This window comes from Nakamurella flava, from assembly GCF_005298075.1.
GTDB lineage: Bacteria > Actinomycetota > Actinomycetes > Mycobacteriales > Nakamurellaceae > Nakamurella > Nakamurella flava.
In genome coordinates, this window is sequence record NZ_SZZH01000001.1 from 1,745,691 (window position 1) to 1,762,228 (window position 16,538).

At 71.5% G+C, this 16,538-nt stretch carries 15 protein-coding genes and 1 pseudogene; 10 read left to right on the forward strand and 6 right to left on the reverse strand.

Annotation, left to right across the window (positions count from 1 at the left end; genetic code table 11):
• The first annotated feature begins 196 nt into the window (after positions 1-196).
• Positions 197-448 carry a WhiB family transcriptional regulator gene (locus tag FDO65_RS07880; RefSeq protein ID WP_137448788.1) on the forward strand — a complete coding sequence of 84 codons (252 nt, stop codon included), beginning with the start codon at positions 197-199 and terminating at the stop codon, positions 446-448.
• A 188-nt stretch (positions 449-636) separates the two neighbouring features.
• On the opposite strand, the gene FDO65_RS07885 is transcribed toward FDO65_RS07880, so the two are convergent.
• Together FDO65_RS07885 and FDO65_RS07890 are read right to left on the reverse strand one after the other, a co-directional pair.
• Positions 637-2,196 (reverse strand): sensor histidine kinase, encoded by a 1,560-nt coding sequence (locus FDO65_RS07885; RefSeq protein WP_137448789.1) that lies wholly within the window; start codon positions 2,194-2,196, stop codon positions 637-639.
• Between the two features lie 3 nt (positions 2,197-2,199).
• Positions 2,200-2,421: pseudogene (locus FDO65_RS07890) on the reverse strand (biotin/lipoyl-binding carrier protein); the annotation flags it as partial.
• Positions 2,422-2,704: 283 nt separating this feature from the next.
• Here FDO65_RS07890 and FDO65_RS23295 point away from each other — a divergent pair.
• Positions 2,705-2,779 (forward strand): 50S ribosomal protein bL37, encoded by a 75-nt coding sequence (locus FDO65_RS23295; RefSeq protein ID WP_420814074.1) that lies wholly within the window; start codon positions 2,705-2,707, stop codon positions 2,777-2,779.
• A 103-nt stretch (positions 2,780-2,882) separates the two neighbouring features.
• Here the strand turns inward: FDO65_RS23295 and rsrA are convergent, their stop codons facing one another.
• From rsrA to FDO65_RS07905, 3 genes are all read right to left on the reverse strand, one after another.
• Positions 2,883-3,263 (reverse strand): mycothiol system anti-sigma-R factor, encoded by a 381-nt coding sequence (gene rsrA / locus FDO65_RS07895; protein WP_137448791.1) that lies wholly within the window; start codon positions 3,261-3,263, stop codon positions 2,883-2,885.
• Positions 3,247-3,918, reverse strand: coding sequence for a sigma-70 family RNA polymerase sigma factor (locus FDO65_RS07900; RefSeq protein ID WP_240757487.1), 672 nt, complete (start codon positions 3,916-3,918; stop codon positions 3,247-3,249). Before FDO65_RS07900 ends, rsrA begins: the two co-directional genes overlap by 17 nt.
• Positions 3,919-4,269: 351 nt before the next feature.
• On the reverse strand, positions 4,270-5,460 hold the full coding sequence (locus FDO65_RS07905) for a cytochrome P450 (protein ID WP_137449622.1): 1,191 nt from the start codon (positions 5,458-5,460) through the stop codon (positions 4,270-4,272).
• Between the two features lie 191 nt (positions 5,461-5,651).
• Here FDO65_RS07905 and FDO65_RS07910 point away from each other — a divergent pair, with 191 nt between their 5' ends.
• The 8 genes from FDO65_RS07910 to FDO65_RS07945 all read left to right on the forward strand — a co-directional run bounded on the left by FDO65_RS07910 (position 5,652) and on the right by FDO65_RS07945 (position 14,011).
• Complete coding sequence (locus FDO65_RS07910) at positions 5,652-6,863, forward strand: ABC transporter ATP-binding protein (RefSeq protein WP_137448793.1); 1,212 nt, start codon at positions 5,652-5,654, stop codon at positions 6,861-6,863.
• Positions 6,860-7,579 (forward strand): ABC transporter permease, encoded by a 720-nt coding sequence (locus FDO65_RS07915; protein ID WP_137448794.1) that lies wholly within the window; start codon positions 6,860-6,862, stop codon positions 7,577-7,579. Before FDO65_RS07910 ends, FDO65_RS07915 begins: the two co-directional genes overlap by 4 nt.
• Positions 7,576-8,364: an ABC transporter permease gene (locus FDO65_RS07920; RefSeq protein ID WP_137448795.1), complete on the forward strand. Its 789-nt coding sequence runs from the start codon at positions 7,576-7,578 to the stop codon at positions 8,362-8,364. Before FDO65_RS07915 ends, FDO65_RS07920 begins: the two co-directional genes overlap by 4 nt.
• Before the next feature lie 139 nt (positions 8,365-8,503).
• Positions 8,504-9,535 (forward strand): ABC transporter substrate-binding protein, encoded by a 1,032-nt coding sequence (locus tag FDO65_RS07925; protein WP_240757488.1) that lies wholly within the window; start codon positions 8,504-8,506, stop codon positions 9,533-9,535.
• A 92-nt stretch (positions 9,536-9,627) separates the two neighbouring features.
• Complete coding sequence (ybaK, locus tag FDO65_RS07930) at positions 9,628-10,143, forward strand: Cys-tRNA(Pro) deacylase (RefSeq protein WP_137448796.1); 516 nt, start codon at positions 9,628-9,630, stop codon at positions 10,141-10,143.
• 174 nt (positions 10,144-10,317) lie between these two features.
• Positions 10,318-12,003 carry an FAD/NAD(P)-binding protein gene (locus tag FDO65_RS07935; protein ID WP_205849843.1) on the forward strand — a complete coding sequence of 562 codons (1,686 nt, stop codon included), beginning with the start codon at positions 10,318-10,320 and terminating at the stop codon, positions 12,001-12,003.
• Positions 12,004-12,012: 9 nt separating this feature from the next.
• Entirely contained in the window at positions 12,013-12,450 is a 438-nt protein-coding gene (locus FDO65_RS07940) for a hypothetical protein (protein WP_137448797.1), read from the forward strand.
• A 64-nt stretch (positions 12,451-12,514) separates the two neighbouring features.
• Positions 12,515-14,011: an FHA domain-containing protein gene (locus FDO65_RS07945; RefSeq protein WP_137448798.1), complete on the forward strand. Its 1,497-nt coding sequence runs from the start codon at positions 12,515-12,517 to the stop codon at positions 14,009-14,011.
• Between the two features lie 247 nt (positions 14,012-14,258).
• On the opposite strand, the gene FDO65_RS07950 is transcribed toward FDO65_RS07945, so the two are convergent.
• Positions 14,259-16,379: a cation:proton antiporter gene (locus FDO65_RS07950; protein ID WP_137448799.1), complete on the reverse strand. Its 2,121-nt coding sequence runs from the start codon at positions 16,377-16,379 to the stop codon at positions 14,259-14,261.
• Between the last annotated feature and the right edge of the window lie 159 nt (positions 16,380-16,538).

Here is a 16,538-nt window from a genome sequence, read left to right on the forward strand (position 1 = left end):
CGTGTCTGAATCGTGGTGAGCAGGCACCATGCGTGGCCATGCGGGGGTTGTGCAGGGGTGACCTTTGTAACCTCCGGGGAACAAACTCTTGACAGTCGGGGGCTATGTGAAACCATTCACAAGGCCTTCGGGTGAACACGAAGGCTGACCGTGACGAGCCGGCGTAGTCGATCCGGCGAACTGAGGAGTAACACCAATGGACTGGCGTCACCGCGCGCTCTGTCGCGATGAAGACCCGGAGCTGTTCTTCCCCGTCGGGAACTCCGGCCCGGCTCTGCTGCAGATCGCCGAAGCGAAGGCGGTCTGCCAGCGTTGCCCGGTGACCAGTGAGTGCCTGGGTTGGGCGCTGGAGACCGGCCAGGATGCCGGCGTGTGGGGTGCCATGAGTGAGGACGAGCGTCGCTCGCTCAAGCGTCGTCGCGCCCGCGCCCGCGCCCGCAGCCTCTAGATCCACCTCGGGGGCCGGCGATCGGCCTCCGCCCCCTGACGGAGACGTTGCACCGGCCCCGATCGGATTCCCGATCGGGGCCGTTCTGCACCCGGCGCAGAGACACCGGATTCCCGATCGGGGCCGTTCTGCACCCGGCGCAGAGACACCGGATTCCCGATCGGGGCCGTTCTGCATCCGGCGGAGGGTCAGGTGCGGCGTCGCAACGGCATCGTCAGGGTGACTGTGGTGCCGCCGTCGGCCCCCGGGCCCATCTCGATGGTGCCCAGGAGTTCCGATGCCACGAGGCTGCGGACGATCTGCAGGCCGAGCCCGCGGGCCTTCTCGATGCTGAACTCCGCCGGCAACCCCACGCCGTTGTCGGTGACCGCCACCTGCAGGTTCTTGGCCGACCGTTCGACGACGATGGACACCTGGTTCTCCGGCGCCCCGGTGTCGACCATGCTGGCCGGCGCGGCGGCATCCGCCGCCCCGTCCACGTCGTCGGTTGCGGGGTCGGCGACGAAGGCGTGCTGCAGGGCGTTCTGGACGACCTCGGCGAGCACCATGACCAGCGGGGTGGCCCGGTCGGCGCCGAGGATGCCGAAGGAACCGATCCGGCGGACCCGGGCGGAGGTCTCGGCCGCGGCGACGTCGGAGATCATCGATGACAGCCGGTCCACGATCTGGTCCAGGTCGACCCGGTCGTCCGGCGACGTGGACAGCGTCTCGTGCACCAGCGCGATCGACGCCACGCGGCGCACGGACTCGCTGAGGGCCTGCCGCACCGACGGATCGGCCGAGCGGCGGGCCTGCAGGCGCAGCAGGGCGGCGACGGTCTGCAGGTTGTTCTTCACCCGGTGGTGGATCTCCCGGATGGTCGCGTCCTTGCTGATCAGCGCACGGTCCCGGCGACGGATGTCCGTGACGTCGCGGACCAGGACCAGGGCGCCGGACGGCCGGTCGTGCGGCCGCAACGGCAGCGCCCGGAACAGCACGGTCGCGGCCTTGCCCTCGGCCTCCATCCGCAGGCCGCTGTTGCCGGCCACCGCGCCCTCGATGTGGGCGGCGAGGTCGGCGGCCACGAACGGGTCGACGATGAGCGACCGGCTCAGTTGGGCGAGGTCCACCCCCACCAGCTCGCCGTTGAAGGTCAGCCGGTGGTACGCCGAGAGCGCGTTCGGGCTGGCGTAGACCACCCGGCCGTCGGCGTCGAGCCGGATGAACCCGTCGCCCGCCCGGGGGCTGGAGTGCACCTCGACCGGGCTGTCGGCCGGCGGGAAGGCGCCGTCGGCGACCATCTGGAACAGGTCGTCGGCGGCATCCACGTACGCCGTCTCCAGCTGGCTGGCCTCCCGTCCGACCAGGCTGCTGGTGTCCCGTTCGAGCAGGGCGATCAGTCGCCCCCCGTGCGGGACGGGGATGACCTCACGGCGGATGAACGACGCCGGGGCGTCGACGGGCGGCGGCTCGACGACGATCCGCTCCTCCTCCCACGCCCACCGCAGCAGCGGGAACTCCCGCGAGGTGATGGTGGTGGAGACGCGGTCGTCGGGGAACGCCGTCGACCCGGTGGTCGGCCGGGCCTGGGCGACGCAGACGAACGAGCCGGGCACGCCGTCGACCGGCCCGGTGGGCAGCCAGAGGGAAAGGTCGGAGAAGGACAGGTCGGCGATCAGCTGCCATTCCGCGGCCAGGGCCTGGAGATGGACGACGGCGGAGCCGGAGAGATCGGAATGTTCGGCGAGCAGATCGGACAGCGTCGACATCGATCAGGAGATCTCGGCGATGAGGTCGCCCTCCTGGACGACACCACCCTCGGCGACCGCGACGCTGGTGACGGTGCCGTCGACCTCGGCCAGGACGGGGATCTCCATTTTCATGGACTCCAGGATCACCAGGGTGTCGCCGTCGGCGACCTGGTCGCCCTTGTTCACCAACACCTTCCAGACGTTGGCCACCATCTCGGCGCGCACTTCCTCAGCCATCTTCGGCTCCTCGACATCAGTGACGGGACAGGCACAGGCGCCCCGCTTCGACCCGGCAGGGGCGCGGGCGGATCAGGGGCCCGCGGATTGTCTCACCGTCCGCACGCCGGGTGGCGAGGCTGGCCGCGGCTCCCGGCGACGGAACGGTCGACCGCCGGAGGTGGTTCGCCCCGCCGGGAAGGCATGGGAGGATTGATGGTCGCGTCATCGGGTGGGCGACCATACGAGGGCACCTCGACCGACCGGGACCCCGAGTTCCGGGGCAGCACCGCACAGAAGGGATCACGGTATGAGCAAGCGCGGACGCAAGCGGAAGTCTCGCAAGAAGGGCGGCGCGAACCACGGCAAGCGCCCCAACGCCTGAGCCGGGTTTCACGCCGAACGGTGCGGCCGGTCCCGGCCGTGCGACCGTCCTGTCAGGCCGGGTCCGTTCCACGGACCCGGCCTTTCGACTCTGTGGGGCCCGCTCAGTCCCGCGGCGCGGGCGGCGGGGCCAGCGAGACGGACTCCGTCGTGGTCCGGGTCTCGACGACCACGGACGAGCCGTCCTCGAACACGGTGGCCACCCGGGCCAGGCGCGCGGTCAACCGGACCCGCAGGTCCTCCGGTGCGACGTCGCCGCCGCAGGTGCGGTGCAGCAGTCGCTTGAGCTTGAGGTCCAGTCCGGCCTCGACCAGACACGGCGAACAATCGTCGAGGTGCTGCTGGACGACGGCCCGGCGTTCCGGGTCCATCTCGTCGTCCAGGAAGAGCCAGACGTCGCGCAGCACCTCGTCGCACTTGCTGCCCGACGGGAACTGCGAGGCCCCGCACGGGTCGTGACCGGTGGAGTCAGCGATGGGCGTCATCGGAACCCTCCCGTCCGGTGGTGGCGGCGACCGCTTCCTCGCGCGCCGGGCGCAGGAATCCGCGTTCGGTCGCGTACTCGGTCAGCTTCTCCCGCAACTGGCGGCGGCCACGGTGCAGGCGCGACATCACGGTGCCCAGGGGGGTGCCCATGATCTCGGCGATCTCCTTGTAGGCGAAGCCCTCGACGTCGGCCAGGTAGACGGCCAGCCGGAACTCCTCGGGGAGTTCCTGCAGCGCCTCCTTGACGTCGGTGTCCGGCAGCCGGTCCAGCGCGTCCATCTCCGCCGACCGCAGGCCGGTCGAGGTGTGCGACTCGGCGGCCGCGAGCTGCCAGTCGGTGATCTCGTCGGTGCCGGTGACCTGCGGCTGTCGCTGCCGCTTGCGGTAGCCGTTGATGTAGGTGTTCGTCAGGATCCGGTACAGCCAAGCCCGCAGATTCGTGCCCTGCTTGAAGGACCCGAAGGCCGCGTACGCCTTCAGGAACGTCTCCTGGACGAGGTCCTCGGCGTCACTGGGGTTGCGCGTCATCCGCATCGCCGCCGCGTACAGCTGGTCGAGGAACGGCATCGCCTGCTCGGTGAACCGCGCGCCGAGCGCGTCGGCGGTCTGGTCGAGAGTGCCGGACGACGTGTCGTCGGGCTGCGTTCCGGCCACGTCGGCCACCGGAGTCACCTGCTCCCCGCTCGCACGTCCCCCGCCGGTCGCGGTGGGAGTGCGGGCCGCGGGGGGCGCCGGACGGACCGCCGGGCGCCGACCGCAGGTTACCCGCCCGGCGGGGCGGTCATGCGCGGGTGAGCCGCCCGGCGGACGGGTCCGGTCGCGCTCCCGCTCCCCGGCGACTCGTCTGGAGATGGTGGTGTCCACGCCGCGCACCCTCCTGTTTGTCGTGATCGGTGGTCCCGTCCGCCACGCCGTCGGCACCGTTCCCGCCGCGGGGAAATCGGGCATCGAGGTGTGCGCGGATCCGGTCGGGACAACCGACCCGACGGGCCGGCTATTCCCCGGTCACCAGGTGACGGGCAGCGTCTCGACGCTGTAGACGATCGAGTTGTCCCGGTAGGCGAGCTCGTCGGCCGGCCCGGCCAGCCGCAGTCCGGGGAAGCGGCGAGCCAGGGCCGGGAAGGCGATGCGCAGTTCTATCCGGGCCAGTTCGGCGCCCACGCAGCGGTGGATGCCGTAGCCGAAGGCCAGGTGAGAGGTGGCCGGGCGGGACGGGTCGAAACGGTCGACGCCGGGCCCGGGCGAGTCGGCGGCGAGCGCGGGGTCGCGGTCGACGGCGGAGTAGGAGCACAGCACCATCTCCCCCGCGCCGATGGTCACCCCACCGACGGTGACGTCCTCGCGGGCGAACCGGGGGAACGCGACCTGCACGACGGACAGGTACCGCAGGAGCTCTTCGACGGTGCGGTGCACCGTCTCGGCGTCGGGCTCGCCGGCCAGCGCCGCGTACCCCTGCGCGTTCTGCAGCAGCGCGAGGACGCCGAGCGACAGCGTGGAGGCGGTGGTCTCGTGGCCACCGGTGAGGATGCCGTCGGCCAGACCGGCCAGCTCCCGGTCGCTGATCTGGTCGCCGTACTCCCTGATCAACATGCCGAGCATGCCCTCGCCGGGGTTGCGGCGTTCCCGCTCGACCAGCCCCTGCAGGTAGTCCAGCGAGGTGCCGATGGACCCCAGGGTGTCGGCGGAGACGTCGAAACGGGCGGTGGACAACGCCTGGAAGGTGTCCCGGTCGGCGTAGGGCACGCCCAGCAGTTCGCAGATCACCAGGGACGGGATGGGCAGGGCGAACATCGACACCATGTCGATGGTCGGCTGCTCACCGGCGGCCACCTGCGTGTCGTACCGGGCCTGCATGTCGTCGAGCAGGGACTCGACGATCTCGGTGATGCGCGGCTCCAGCCGCCGCAACCGGCGCATGGTGAATTCCGGGGTCAGCATCTTGCGGAGCCGCGTGTGGTAGGGCGGGTCGGTCATCCCCAGGCCGCCCGGGTCCTGGTCCTCGTCGGCGCCGAGGTTGCCGAAGGCGTTGCTGAACGCATCGGCGTTACCGAGCACCGCCTTGGCCTCGGCGTAGCCGGTGACCAGCCAGGCGGAGATGCCGAACGGGAGTTCCAGCTTGCCGATCGGCTCGTCGGCGCGACGGTCCGTCAGCTCGGCGACGGGGTCCAGCCCGTTCCGGGAGAACAGCATGGGCATGAAGAGGGCCTCGGTCACCGGGTCATCCTCCCGCACGCGGGCGGCGAGATCCGGTAGCACGATCGAGTCACCTGCACCACAGACGTGGTGCGCCCCGGCTTCGGTCCGAGGATCGGTGGGTACTGTGCGACCACCGCGTGAAATTCCGGCCGCCACGCCCCGTGGCGCCACGGCACCCCGAAGGGCGATCCGTGATCAGTTTCCGCTCGGTCTCCAAGGTCTTCCCGGACGGCACCGCCGCCGTGCAGGACCTCACCGTCGAGATCCCCACCGGTCGCATCACCGTGTTCGTCGGTCCGTCCGGCTGCGGCAAGACGACGTCGCTGCGCATGATCAACCGCATGATCGAGCCGACCGCCGGCACGATCGAGATCGACGGCCGCGACACCCGCAGCATCGACGCGCCCACCCTGCGGCGGGGCATCGGCTACGTCATCCAGAACGCCGGGTTGTTCCCGCACCGCACCGTGCTGGACAACGTGGCCACCGTCCCGGTGCTGCAGGGCACCTCCCGACGGGAGGCACGCGCCGCGGCGTCCGAGCTGCTGGAGCGGGTCGGGCTGCCGGCCGCGATGGGCAAGCGCTACCCGGCCCAGCTGTCCGGCGGTCAGCAGCAGCGCGTCGGGGTGGCCCGCGCACTGGCGGCCGACCCGCCGGTGATGCTGATGGACGAGCCGTTCTCGGCGGTCGACCCCGTGGTCCGGGGTCAGCTGCAGGACGAGTTCATCCGGCTGCAGTCCGAGCTCGGCAAGACGATCGTCTTCGTCACCCACGACATCGACGAGGCGGTGAAGCTGGGCGACAAGATCGCCGTGTTCGCGGTCGGCGGGCGGCTGGCCCAGTACGCCTCCCCCGACGACGTGCTGCGCCGCCCGTCCGACGACTTCGTCGCCGACTTCGTCGGCCGGGACCGGGGGTACCGGGCGCTGTCCTTCCTGGACTCCCCCGACCTGCCGTTGCACGACGAGCCGACCGCCACCCTGGGCAGCGCCCTGACCGCCGACGCCGGGTCCACCGGGGAAGGCGCCGAGGAGACACGCACCGACGGTCCGGCGACCCGCTGGCTGCTGGTGCTGGACGGCGAGCGTCGGCCACGGGGCTGGCTGGACACCACGAACCTGGCCCCCGGCACCACCGTCACCGACCAGCAGCTCGTGCTGGGTGGTGCGTTGGCCGGGCCGGGGTCCTCGCTGCGGACCGCCCTGGACGCCGCGCTGTCGTCGCCCTCGGGGCGGGGAGTCGCGGTCGACGCGGACGGCCGGGTGGTGGGTACGGTCCGCGCCACCGAGGTGCTGACCGCGATCGAGAGCGCCCGGGTCCGGTCGGCCGCCGAACGCACCGGAGCCCACCGGCTGCCGGCCGGCGCGCTGACCAAGTCCGGCACGGGGGGTGACCAGCCGTGAGGTGGGACTGGCTCGACCGCAATTCCGACCAGATCATCTCCTGGTTCCTGTCCCACGTCTGGCTCGCCGCGGTCCCGACGGTGCTCGGTCTGCTGCTCGCGCTGCCGCTGGGGGCCGTCGCCCACAAGTACCGCTGGTCCTACAGCGTCCTGATCACGGTGGCCGGTCTGCTCTACACGGTCCCGTCGCTGGCTCTGTTCGTGATGCTGCCCGGCCTGCTCGGCACCCGCATCCTCGATCCGATCAACGTGGTCGTCGCCCTGACGCTGTACACGCTGGCCCTGCTGGTCCGGGTCGTCGCGGACGGCCTGGACTCGGTGGACCCGCTGGTCGTGCAGAGCGCGAAGGCCATGGGCTACAAGACGTTGCCGATGCTTATCCGGGTGCAGCTGCCGCTGGCCATCCCGGTCATCGGGGCCGGCCTGCGGGTCGCCGCGGTGTCCAACGTCAGCCTGGTCTCGGTGGCCGCGCTGCTCGGTGTGCCGCAACTCGGGCAGCTGTTCACCGTCGGGTTCCAGCTCGACTTCTTTACCCCGATCATCACCGGGCTGGTGCTCTGCCTGGTCATCGCCGCGATCTTCGACATGCTGATCCTGCTGGCCATCCGGCTGAGCACCCCCTGGATCCGGGCGACCCGGAGCAGCAAGCCGGTGTCCGAGCCGACGGCTGCCGACGCCGACCAGAAGTCGGCCGACGCCAAGGCGGTGACCGCGTGAACGCCGGATGGCGGTGGTTGACCGACGGCAGCCACTGGACCGGCGCCGACGGGGTGTGGACCCGGCTGGGCGAGCACCTCTGGTACACGCTGCTGGCCCTGGTCATCGCGGCGGTGATCGCGTTGCCCATCGGCGCGTTGATCGGCCACACCGGTAAAGGCACCGCCCTGGTGACCGGCCTGGCGAACGCGTTGCGGGCCATCCCGACGTTCGGTCTGCTGATCCTGCTCGCCCTGTACGGACTGACGAATCTGCGCGGCGAGTTCGCGCTGCTGGGCCCGACGATCGTGGTGCTGGTGATCCTGGCCATCCCGCCGATCCTGTCCAACACCTACGCCGGGATCGCCGCCGTCGATCCGGCGGTCCGGGACGCCGCCAAGGGGATGGGGATGACCGGCCGGGGTGCACTGTTCCGGGTGGAGCTGCCGTTGGCCCTGCCGCTGATCCTGTCCGGTCTGCGGTCGGCGTTCCTGCAGGTGGTGGCCACCGCGACGATCGCCGCGTTCGTGTCCCTTGGCGGGTTCGGCCGCTACGTCGTCGACGGGCTGGCCCAGCAGGACTACGCCAAGGTCGTCGGCGGGGCGGTGCTCGTGGCGCTCCTGGCCATCATCGGCGACCGGCTGATCGCGCTCGTGGGCCACTTCGTGGTCTCCCCGGGCCTGACCGGCCGGCGGGTGTCCGGCCGGGCGACCACCGCCGATCTGGTCGTCCCGGCCGAGAGCGACAAGCCCCAGGACAGCGAGGCCGCGGTGCTGCGCACCGTCGACGCCGGCGGCAAGCACTGAGACTCGTGGGTCGCCACGATTCCCGGAACGGCGCGATGTAGCTCACTTTTCGTGTTCCAGAACGGTCACGGTTGCGGCCGTCCCGTTGCCCTGGCCGCCCAGGCGGGTAGGAAGACCCCATCACCCGAAGGAGATTGACGTGACTGTGCGATCCCTGTTCTCCCGGTCGTCCTCGACCGGCCGCCGGCGCCTCGCCGGTATCGCCGCGGTCGGCACCGCGGCCGCGCTGGCTCTGACCGCGTGCGGCGGGTCATCGGACCCGCTGTCCGGTGGCGGCACCTCGGCGTCCTCGACGGCCGCCAGCAGCGGTGGCGGGGGCGGCTCCCTGGTCATCGGCTCGGCCAACTTCCCCGAGAGCGCGCTGCTGGCGAACATCTACGCGAAGGCCCTGGACGCCAACGGTGTGCAGGCCACCACCAACCTCAACATCGGCAGCCGCGAGGTCTACCTCAAGGCGCTGGAGGACGGTTCGATCAACCTGGTCCCCGAGTACTCCGGCGTGCTGCTGCAGTACTTCGACACCAGCGCGACCGCCGTGTCCTCCGAGGACGTCTACGCGGCCCTCCTGGAGAAGACGCCGACCGACCTGCAGGTGCTGGACAAGTCCCCGGCGCAGGACAAGGACGCCGTGGTCGTCACCCAGGACACGGCCAGCAAGTACAACCTGAAGTCGATCGCCGATCTGCAGCCGGTCGCCGGTGAGATCGTGCTGGGCGGGCCGCCGGAGTGGGCGACCCGGCAGACCGGTGTCCCGGGTCTGAAGGAGAAGTACGGCCTGGACTTCAAGGAGTTCAAGGCGCTCGACGCCGGCGGCCCGCTGACGCTCAACGCGCTGCTCGGCGACCAGATCCAGGCCGCCAACCTGTTCACCACGGATCCCGCCATCCCGGCCAACAACCTGGTCGTCCTGGAGGATCCGCAGAACCTCTTCGCGGCGGAGAACATCCTGCCGCTGATCGCGAAGTCCAAGAACAGCCCGGTCATCACCGACACGCTGAACCAGGTGTCGGCCAAGCTGACCACCGAGGACCTGACCGCCCTGCTGTCCCGGGTGACCGTGGACAAGGAGGACTCGGTGGCCGTGGCCGAGGACTGGGTGAGCAAGAACATCACCGCGGGCAGTGGCTCGTCCGGCTCGTCCGCAGCGAGCTCGACCGCCACCAGCGGCTGAGCCCCCTCGCTCCGGCAGCGGCCCGGACCGGCACCCGCCGGTCCGGGCCGTTCGCTGTCCGGGCCCGGCCCGCTCCCCTAGGCTCATTTCTCGTGTCCGGACGCTCCCGCTCCTCCAGCCCGAACCGTGGCGGTGCCGGCGGCACCCCGGCCGTCACCGCCCTGACCCGGCTGGGCATCGACCACACGCTGCTGCCCTACCACCACGACCCGGCGTCGACGGCCTTCGGGGACGAGGCGGTCGCCGCCCTCGGCCGCACCCCCGACGAGGTGTTCAAGACCCTCGTCGCCGAACTGGACGGCAAGCTGGTCGTCGGGGTCGTGCCGGTCAGCCACCAGCTCGACCTCAAGGCCCTGGCCGCGGCTCTGGGCGGCAAGAAGGCGGTGATGGCCAAGGTGGCCGACGCCGAACGGTCCTCCGGGTACGTCGCCGGGGGGATCTCGCCGCTGGGCCAGAAGCGGGCGCTGCCGACCGTCGTCGACGCCACGGCGATGGATCACGAACGGGTGCTGGTCAGCGCCGGCCGCCGTGGGCTGCAGGTCGAACTGGCTCCCGCCGACCTGATCCGGGCGATGAACGCCACCGTCAGCAGGATTTCTGCCGCCTGACGTCCGAAACGGCCGGTGGCCGGCTCCTGCACGCGCCGCAGCCGCCCGGGTCCGTCCTGGTGATCCACCCCGGTGGCCGCGGCCACGACAGTGGCAGCCCCACCGGTCCGATCGCACCGTCGACCCCACCCTGCTGGGGCGTCGCCGCGGGCCGGCGACCCAGGAGGACTCGACATGAGCGGACCGCCCGAGCGGCCGACGTACGCAGGACCCGGCCCCGATCCGGCCGCGCCCACCCAGGTGTACCGGGCCGGCGTGGAGGCCCCGCCCGCCCCGGCCGGTGTGCCGAGCGTGGTCGGGGACCTCACCCCCGAGCTGGTCGCGACCGACATCTGGACCGACGAGATGGTGCGGCGGGCCGGTATCCCCATCATCGACACGAAGTTCGTCACCGTCGGCGGCGGTATCGGCTCGTTCGTCACCACCGACTTTTTGCGCCTGTACGGCGTCCCGGCCAGCAACATCACCGTGCTGACCCAGCTGGACACCCCGTGGTCCAGTTACGAGTACCTGACCCGGGTCTCGCAGATCCCCCGCGCCGAACGGCTCCGGTCGGACTCGGCGTCCACGCCGGACAACATCTGGGGCTTTCCCAGCTACGCGGTCCGCGAGGCCTTCGGGGCGAAGTCGGTCGGCGACTTCGTCAAGCCGTTGTGGAACGTGATGACCGAGCCGATCCTGGCCGACTACTACACGCCCAAGGCCGGGCAGGCGTTCGAGACGATGGAGCGCGAGTACAAGCGCATCGGCTACCAGCAGTGCGTCCGCAAGGGACAGGTCCGGATGGTGCGGCGCCGTCGGGAGGGCGGCTACTTCACCATCCTCACCCCGCCGGCCGGGGCCACCCCGACCCGGCGGCTGGCCTACCGCAGCCCCTACGTGCACGTCGCCATCGGCTACCCGGGCCTGAAGCTGCTGCCCGACCTGCAGCGCTACCGCGAGTACTACCGGGACCCGTCCAAGGTGGTGAACGCCTACGAGCCGCACGAGCACGTCTACGAACAACTGCGCCGGCGGCCCGGGACCGTCGTCATCCGCGGCGGTGGCATCGTCGCCTCCCGGGTGCTGCAGCGCCTCGTCGACGACCGCGACAAGTCCGGCCTGCAGACGCAGATCGTGCACCTGTTCCGCACGTACGTCACCGGCGCCCACGGTCCGAACGTCTTCTCCCGCCGCAAGGGTGGTGACGGCTGGGCCTACCAGGGCTTCAACTACCCGAAGTCGGTGTGGGGCGGCCAGCTCAAGGCCAAGGTCCGCAACCTCGAGGGCGAGGAACGGGCCGCCGCCTACAAGGAGATGGGTGGCACCAACACCCCGGTCCGGCGGCTCTGGCAGTCCCAACTGAAGCGGGGCCGCGCCGAAGGCTGGTACCGCACGGTCGTCGGCGAGGTGAAGGAGCTGCAACCCGGTCCGCAGGGTCGGGGTGTCGTCACCTTCCTGCGGCCCACCCAGGGCCCACCGCCGGCCGGCACGACCCCGCTGACCCCCGGCCGGAACGGGCTCGCCGAGATCACCGCCGACTTCGTCATCGACTGCACCGGCCTGGAGGCCGACATCCGGGAACACCGGGTGCTGGCCGACCTGCTCGACCACAGCGGCGCCGGACGCAATCCGGTCGGCCGCCTCGACGTCGACACCACGTTCGAGGTGATCGGCACCCGCAGCCAGCCCGGCCGGATGTACGCCTCCGGCAGCGCGACGCTCGGTGGCCCGTTCCCCGGCGTCGACACGTTCCTCGGTCTGCAGATCGCCGCCCAGGAGATCTGCGACGACCTCGCCAAGCTCGGCTTCGGCAAGCCCATCGGCCCGGTCCAGTCCGCCAGGCAGTGGTGGCGCTGGGCCCGCAACAAGCAGATCTAGGAAAGAGTCATGGTTCCCACTCTGTACGGGCGGATCCAGACCCGCATCGTGCTCACCGCGATCATCGGCGGACTCTGGACGCTGCTGATCACGCCGATCCTGCCCACCGGGGCGCCACTGGGCGCCTCCTACCGCGCGACCTTCCTCGTCCTGGCCTGGGTGATCGTCCTCGGCATCGCCTGGGAGTTCCTCTACCACTTCCTGCAGCAGTTCCGCTGGGAGAAGGACTGGCCGACACTGTTCGGCCTGCTCACCGCGATCAACGAGGGGGTGGTGCTCTGGTTGCTGGTGAAAGCCGGTGTGCTGCCGGGCCTCTCGGCCGGCGTCCCGTTCTCGGCCTTCCTCATCCAGTTCCTCACCACCTGGGTCGTCGTCTGGCTGTGGGCCAACGGACCCATGCGGATCTTCTTCCCCCACTGGCGTTTCCGAGGAGGACGACTGTGGTGACGTGCACCCGGCCCGATGCGCAGCCGTCACACGCGCACTGCCACTTCCCAGGAGGACGACTGTGGTGACCCCCGCTGCCACTCCCCACCCCGCCCCGCCGGACGGCCCGGGCGGCGTCCCGTTCGACCGCGTCCCGGGCGAGGTCCTACCGGGTGATCATCTGGTGATCCGGGTCCCCGGGATCGCGGCGGTCATCCGCACCGGCGATCTGACCGGCGCCGACCCGGGCGCGGCCGCCACTGCACTGTCCGGGGCCGCGCTGACCACCGCGACCGAGCTGCTCGAACTGCTGCGAGCCGTCGCCGACGAGCACGGGGCGGCGCCCGGCCGTCCGCTGGCCCACCGACTGACCCAGTGGGTCGTCGGGACCGCGGGCGTCCCCGGGTTCGGCACCGTCGCCGCGACCGATGACGGCATCGCCGTGTTCCTGCACGGCGACGTGTCGCTCGTCGAGTTCCCGACCACCGGCGCGGCCGGATCCGTCTCCGCCACCGGCCGCAGCGTCACCCCCGCCGTCGACCTCGTGCACCTGTCCGGCCGCACCGCCGCGTTCACCGTCGACCGCCTGCTGCCCTGGCCGGCCGGGGCGATCGCGCTGTCGGCCAACGACGACCCGGTGCGCCCGCCGGCGTCGCCGTTCGCGGCCCTGGGTTTCGGCGGTCTGGTGAACGGTCTCGTCCCGGGTGACGGCATCGTGCTGGATCCGGCGGCCGTGCCCGACGGCCGCCGGGACCAACCCGACGGAACCGCCGGTCGGCACGCCGCCCCGGCGCTACCGGTCGCCGCCCCCGGGGTGTCGCCGGTCCCGCGGGCCGGGGACGCCGGGGCGGCCGCGGTGCTGCCGCTCTCCGCGACACCCGTTGCCCCGCCGGCGACGTCGACCCCATTGCCTGCCCCGCGGTTGTCCGCCCGCATCGACACCTCCGACGACGACGTCGCTCCCCGGCGTCCACTGCCGGTGGCCGGGGCATCGGCCACCCCGCCGGCGGACCCGGCGCGACCCGACCAGCGGGCCGACCGGGGACCGGGGAAGCCGGCGGTCCCGCCAGGGAAGTCGGCGAAGTCGGGGCCCCCGGTCCCGGCCCACGCGATCGTCAAGGGGTTCCGCTGCTCCCGGGGCCATCTCAACGATCCGCGGGTCTCGTTCTGCTCGGTGTGCGGGATCCGGATGGACCAGGTGACGGGCATCCTCGTCGACGGCCGCCGTCCGCCGTTGGGACTGCTGGTCCTGGACATCGGGGCGACGTTCGTCCTGGACGACGACTACGTCCTCGGCCGCAATCCCGAGTCCGATCCCGAGGTACTGGCCGGACGGCTGCGACCGATCCGGCTGGACGACGACAGCGGCACACTCTCCCGCGTCCACGCCGAGATCCGCCTGCAGAACTGGGATGTCGTCCTCATCGACCGTGGATCGGCGAACGGCAGCTACGTTGCCGCCGCCGGCCAGGCCGGCTGGACCCGGCTGGCCCCGCGACAGCCGGTGGTGCTGACCCCGGGCCTGACCGTGCGGGTGGGGCGACGCACCTTCACGTTCGAGTCGTCGGCGGCGCGACTGTAACGGCACCACACCGACGAAAGCCCCGGTGGGCGTGGAACCTCCACGCCCACCGGGGCTTTCGTCATTCCCACCGGCCTGGGCTCGGATCACATGCGCCCCGACCCCGGGTCGTCCACACCGTCGACCCCTGGACCAGAGGCACCAGAGACACTCCTGCCTCGGAGCCAGCGCCGATCCCGCCAGCGCGACGATGTCACAGCCCCCGCCCGGAGCATCCGGACGGGGGCTGTGGACGAGCAGCCAGGCGTCAGGTACCGGTCGGCACCAGCTCGGCCACCTGCTCACCGAACTCGACATCGCGGTCCTGCTGACCGGCCCGCACCCGCAGCACGGTGTGCACGTGGGTGCCGACCGGTGTGCGGCCTCCGACGATCCACATCGCGACGGCGTCGAGATCGCCACCACTGTTGGGGATGTCGGGACCGCCCTCGACGGTGCGGACGTCGAGCCCGCCCTCCCGCACGGGTGCCAACGCCCCGGACAGTTTCCGGGCCGGACGGCCGGCCCCGACCGACGAGAGCAACAGTGGCCCCCGGACGCTGGACGCCGCGGCCGCACCCAGCAGGGCGGCGGTCCGGGCGTCGGCGTCGGACGTGGCCGCCACGGCCACCGGGCTACCGGCCGCCGGGGTCACGCCGAGTCGCGCGGTGACCAGGGTGAACGGCAGGTCCAGGGCGCCTTCGGGGAGGTGACCGGCGGCCCACTGCTCGCTCACCACAACGACGTCGGCCTCGACGGCCTCGGCCTGGGCCAGCAGATCGGTCCAGGGGTCGGAAGTGAACCGGGCCAGCACCGACGGCGGGGACCCGAGGTCGGTCGATCCGGCCACCGCGGCGGCCAGCTGCTGGAGGTCGTCCACCGTGCCGGCCATGCGGGCCAGGTCGGGAACGACGGCCGCGCCCAGTTCGAGCGGCGCCGACGCCCGGCGGATCAGCCGGCTGAGCACGAGTTGGGCGGGGCGACGGCGGCCGAGCAGCAGCGCCCCGACCCCGGCGATCCGCAGCGCATCGACCCGGGCCGCATCGGGCGCCGCGTCGCCGGTGACCTCGTCGACGAGGGTCAGCACCCGGTAGTAGTCGACGACGCCGAGGCTGGCGCGCTCGGCGGCGGCGATGTCCCGCTGCTGCTGACGGTCGGAGTACACGAGCTTGAGCAGGGGCCCGGTCATGGCGGTCGTGACCAGGGCCATGATCACCATCATCGTGAACAGGTTCCCGTCCAGGACGCCGACTTGCAGGCCGACGTTGAGGATGACCAGCTCGGTCAGGCCGCGGGTGTTCATCAGGACGCCGACCGCCGAGGCGGTGCGGTGCGGGACCCTCATGGCCCGCGCCCCGACGTAGGCGCCGACGAACTTGCCCACGACGGCGACCACCAGGATGAGCCCCAGCTCGCCGAGACCGCCCAGGTCCAGCCCGCCGACGTCGGTCTTCAGGCCCGTGACGACGAAGAACAACGGCAACAACAGCAGCACACTGACCTGTTCCAGCCGCTCCAGGATCTCGTGGGTCAGGGTCGCCGCGCCCGGGGTCAGTGCCTCGCGGGGCATCACCGCGCCGAACACGAACGCCCCGAAAATGGCGTGGATGCCGATGATCTCGGTGGTGAACGACGACACCAGCACACCGATCAGGACGACGGCGAGGATGTCGGGGGTCAGGCGTCCCGCGCGGTCCCGCCAGGCGACCAGATGTCGCAGCAGGGGCCGAACGAGCCCGAACATCACGGCGGCGAACAGCGCGGTGAGTGCGACGATCCGCAGCACCTCCATCGGGCTGCCGCCCTGCACGACGGCCACCACGAAGGCCAGCAGCGTCCACGCGATGATGTCGTCCACGGCCGCGCAGGCCAGCGCGAGGACGCCGATGGTGGTGCGCTGCATGCCCCGGTCGGCCAGGATGCGGGCCAGTACCGGGAACGCGGTGATCGACATGGCGACACCCATGAACAACGCCAACCCGAGCACCGGGACGGGGCCCTGGTCGGTCTGGGCGTGGTTGCCGTGCAGCAGGAGCGCCACCCCGGCACCGAGAGCGAAGGGCAGCGCCACCGAAGCGGCGGAGATGGTGCCGGCGACCTTCTCGCGGCCGCGGACGAGCAGGACGTCCAACTCGAGACCGACGATGAACATGAAGAGGATCAGACCGAGCTGAGCCAGCACGTTGAGGAACGGCAGCACGTCCGGCGGGAACAGGAAACCGACCGGGTCGCCGGGGAGCAGGCCGAGCAGGCTGGGTCCCAGGGCGAGACCAGCGACGATCTCGCCGACCACCGGTGGTTGTCCGACCCGGATCGCGAGCCGCCCGAAGAGGCGGGCCGCGACCATGATGATGGCGATGTCGACGAAGACGATGGCGATGGTGTGCATCGGGTTCCTGACGGGCGGGCGGCCGGGCGTCCGGCGACCGTGAGCTGAGGTGGGCCGGAGCGGTCACCGAAGGCCACGGTGGATCGCTCCCTGGGTATCGCCGGGCCGGTCCGCGCCTCTGGACTCTGCGCGTGACCGCCACTGTCGACGAGGGAGAAA

What these genes read in the sequence shown, in the direction of transcription:
- FDO65_RS07880 (WP_137448788.1), top strand. Translation starts at nt 197, where the DNA reads ATGGACTGGCGTCACCGCGCGCTCTGTCGCGATGAAGACCCGGAGCTG.
- FDO65_RS07885 (WP_137448789.1), bottom strand. Translation starts at nt 2,196, where the DNA reads ATGTCGACGCTGTCCGATCTGCTCGCCGAACATTCCGATCTCTCCGGC.
- rsrA (WP_137448791.1), bottom strand. Translation starts at nt 3,263, where the DNA reads ATGACGCCCATCGCTGACTCCACCGGTCACGACCCGTGCGGGGCCTCG.
- FDO65_RS07905 (WP_137449622.1), bottom strand. Translation starts at nt 5,460, where the DNA reads ATGCCCATGCTGTTCTCCCGGAACGGGCTGGACCCCGTCGCCGAGCTG.
- FDO65_RS07935 (WP_205849843.1), top strand. Translation starts at nt 10,318, where the DNA reads ATGAGCGGACCGCCCGAGCGGCCGACGTACGCAGGACCCGGCCCCGAT.
- FDO65_RS07940 (WP_137448797.1), top strand. Translation starts at nt 12,013, where the DNA reads ATGGTTCCCACTCTGTACGGGCGGATCCAGACCCGCATCGTGCTCACC.
- FDO65_RS07950 (WP_137448799.1), bottom strand. Translation starts at nt 16,379, where the DNA reads ATGCACACCATCGCCATCGTCTTCGTCGACATCGCCATCATCATGGTC.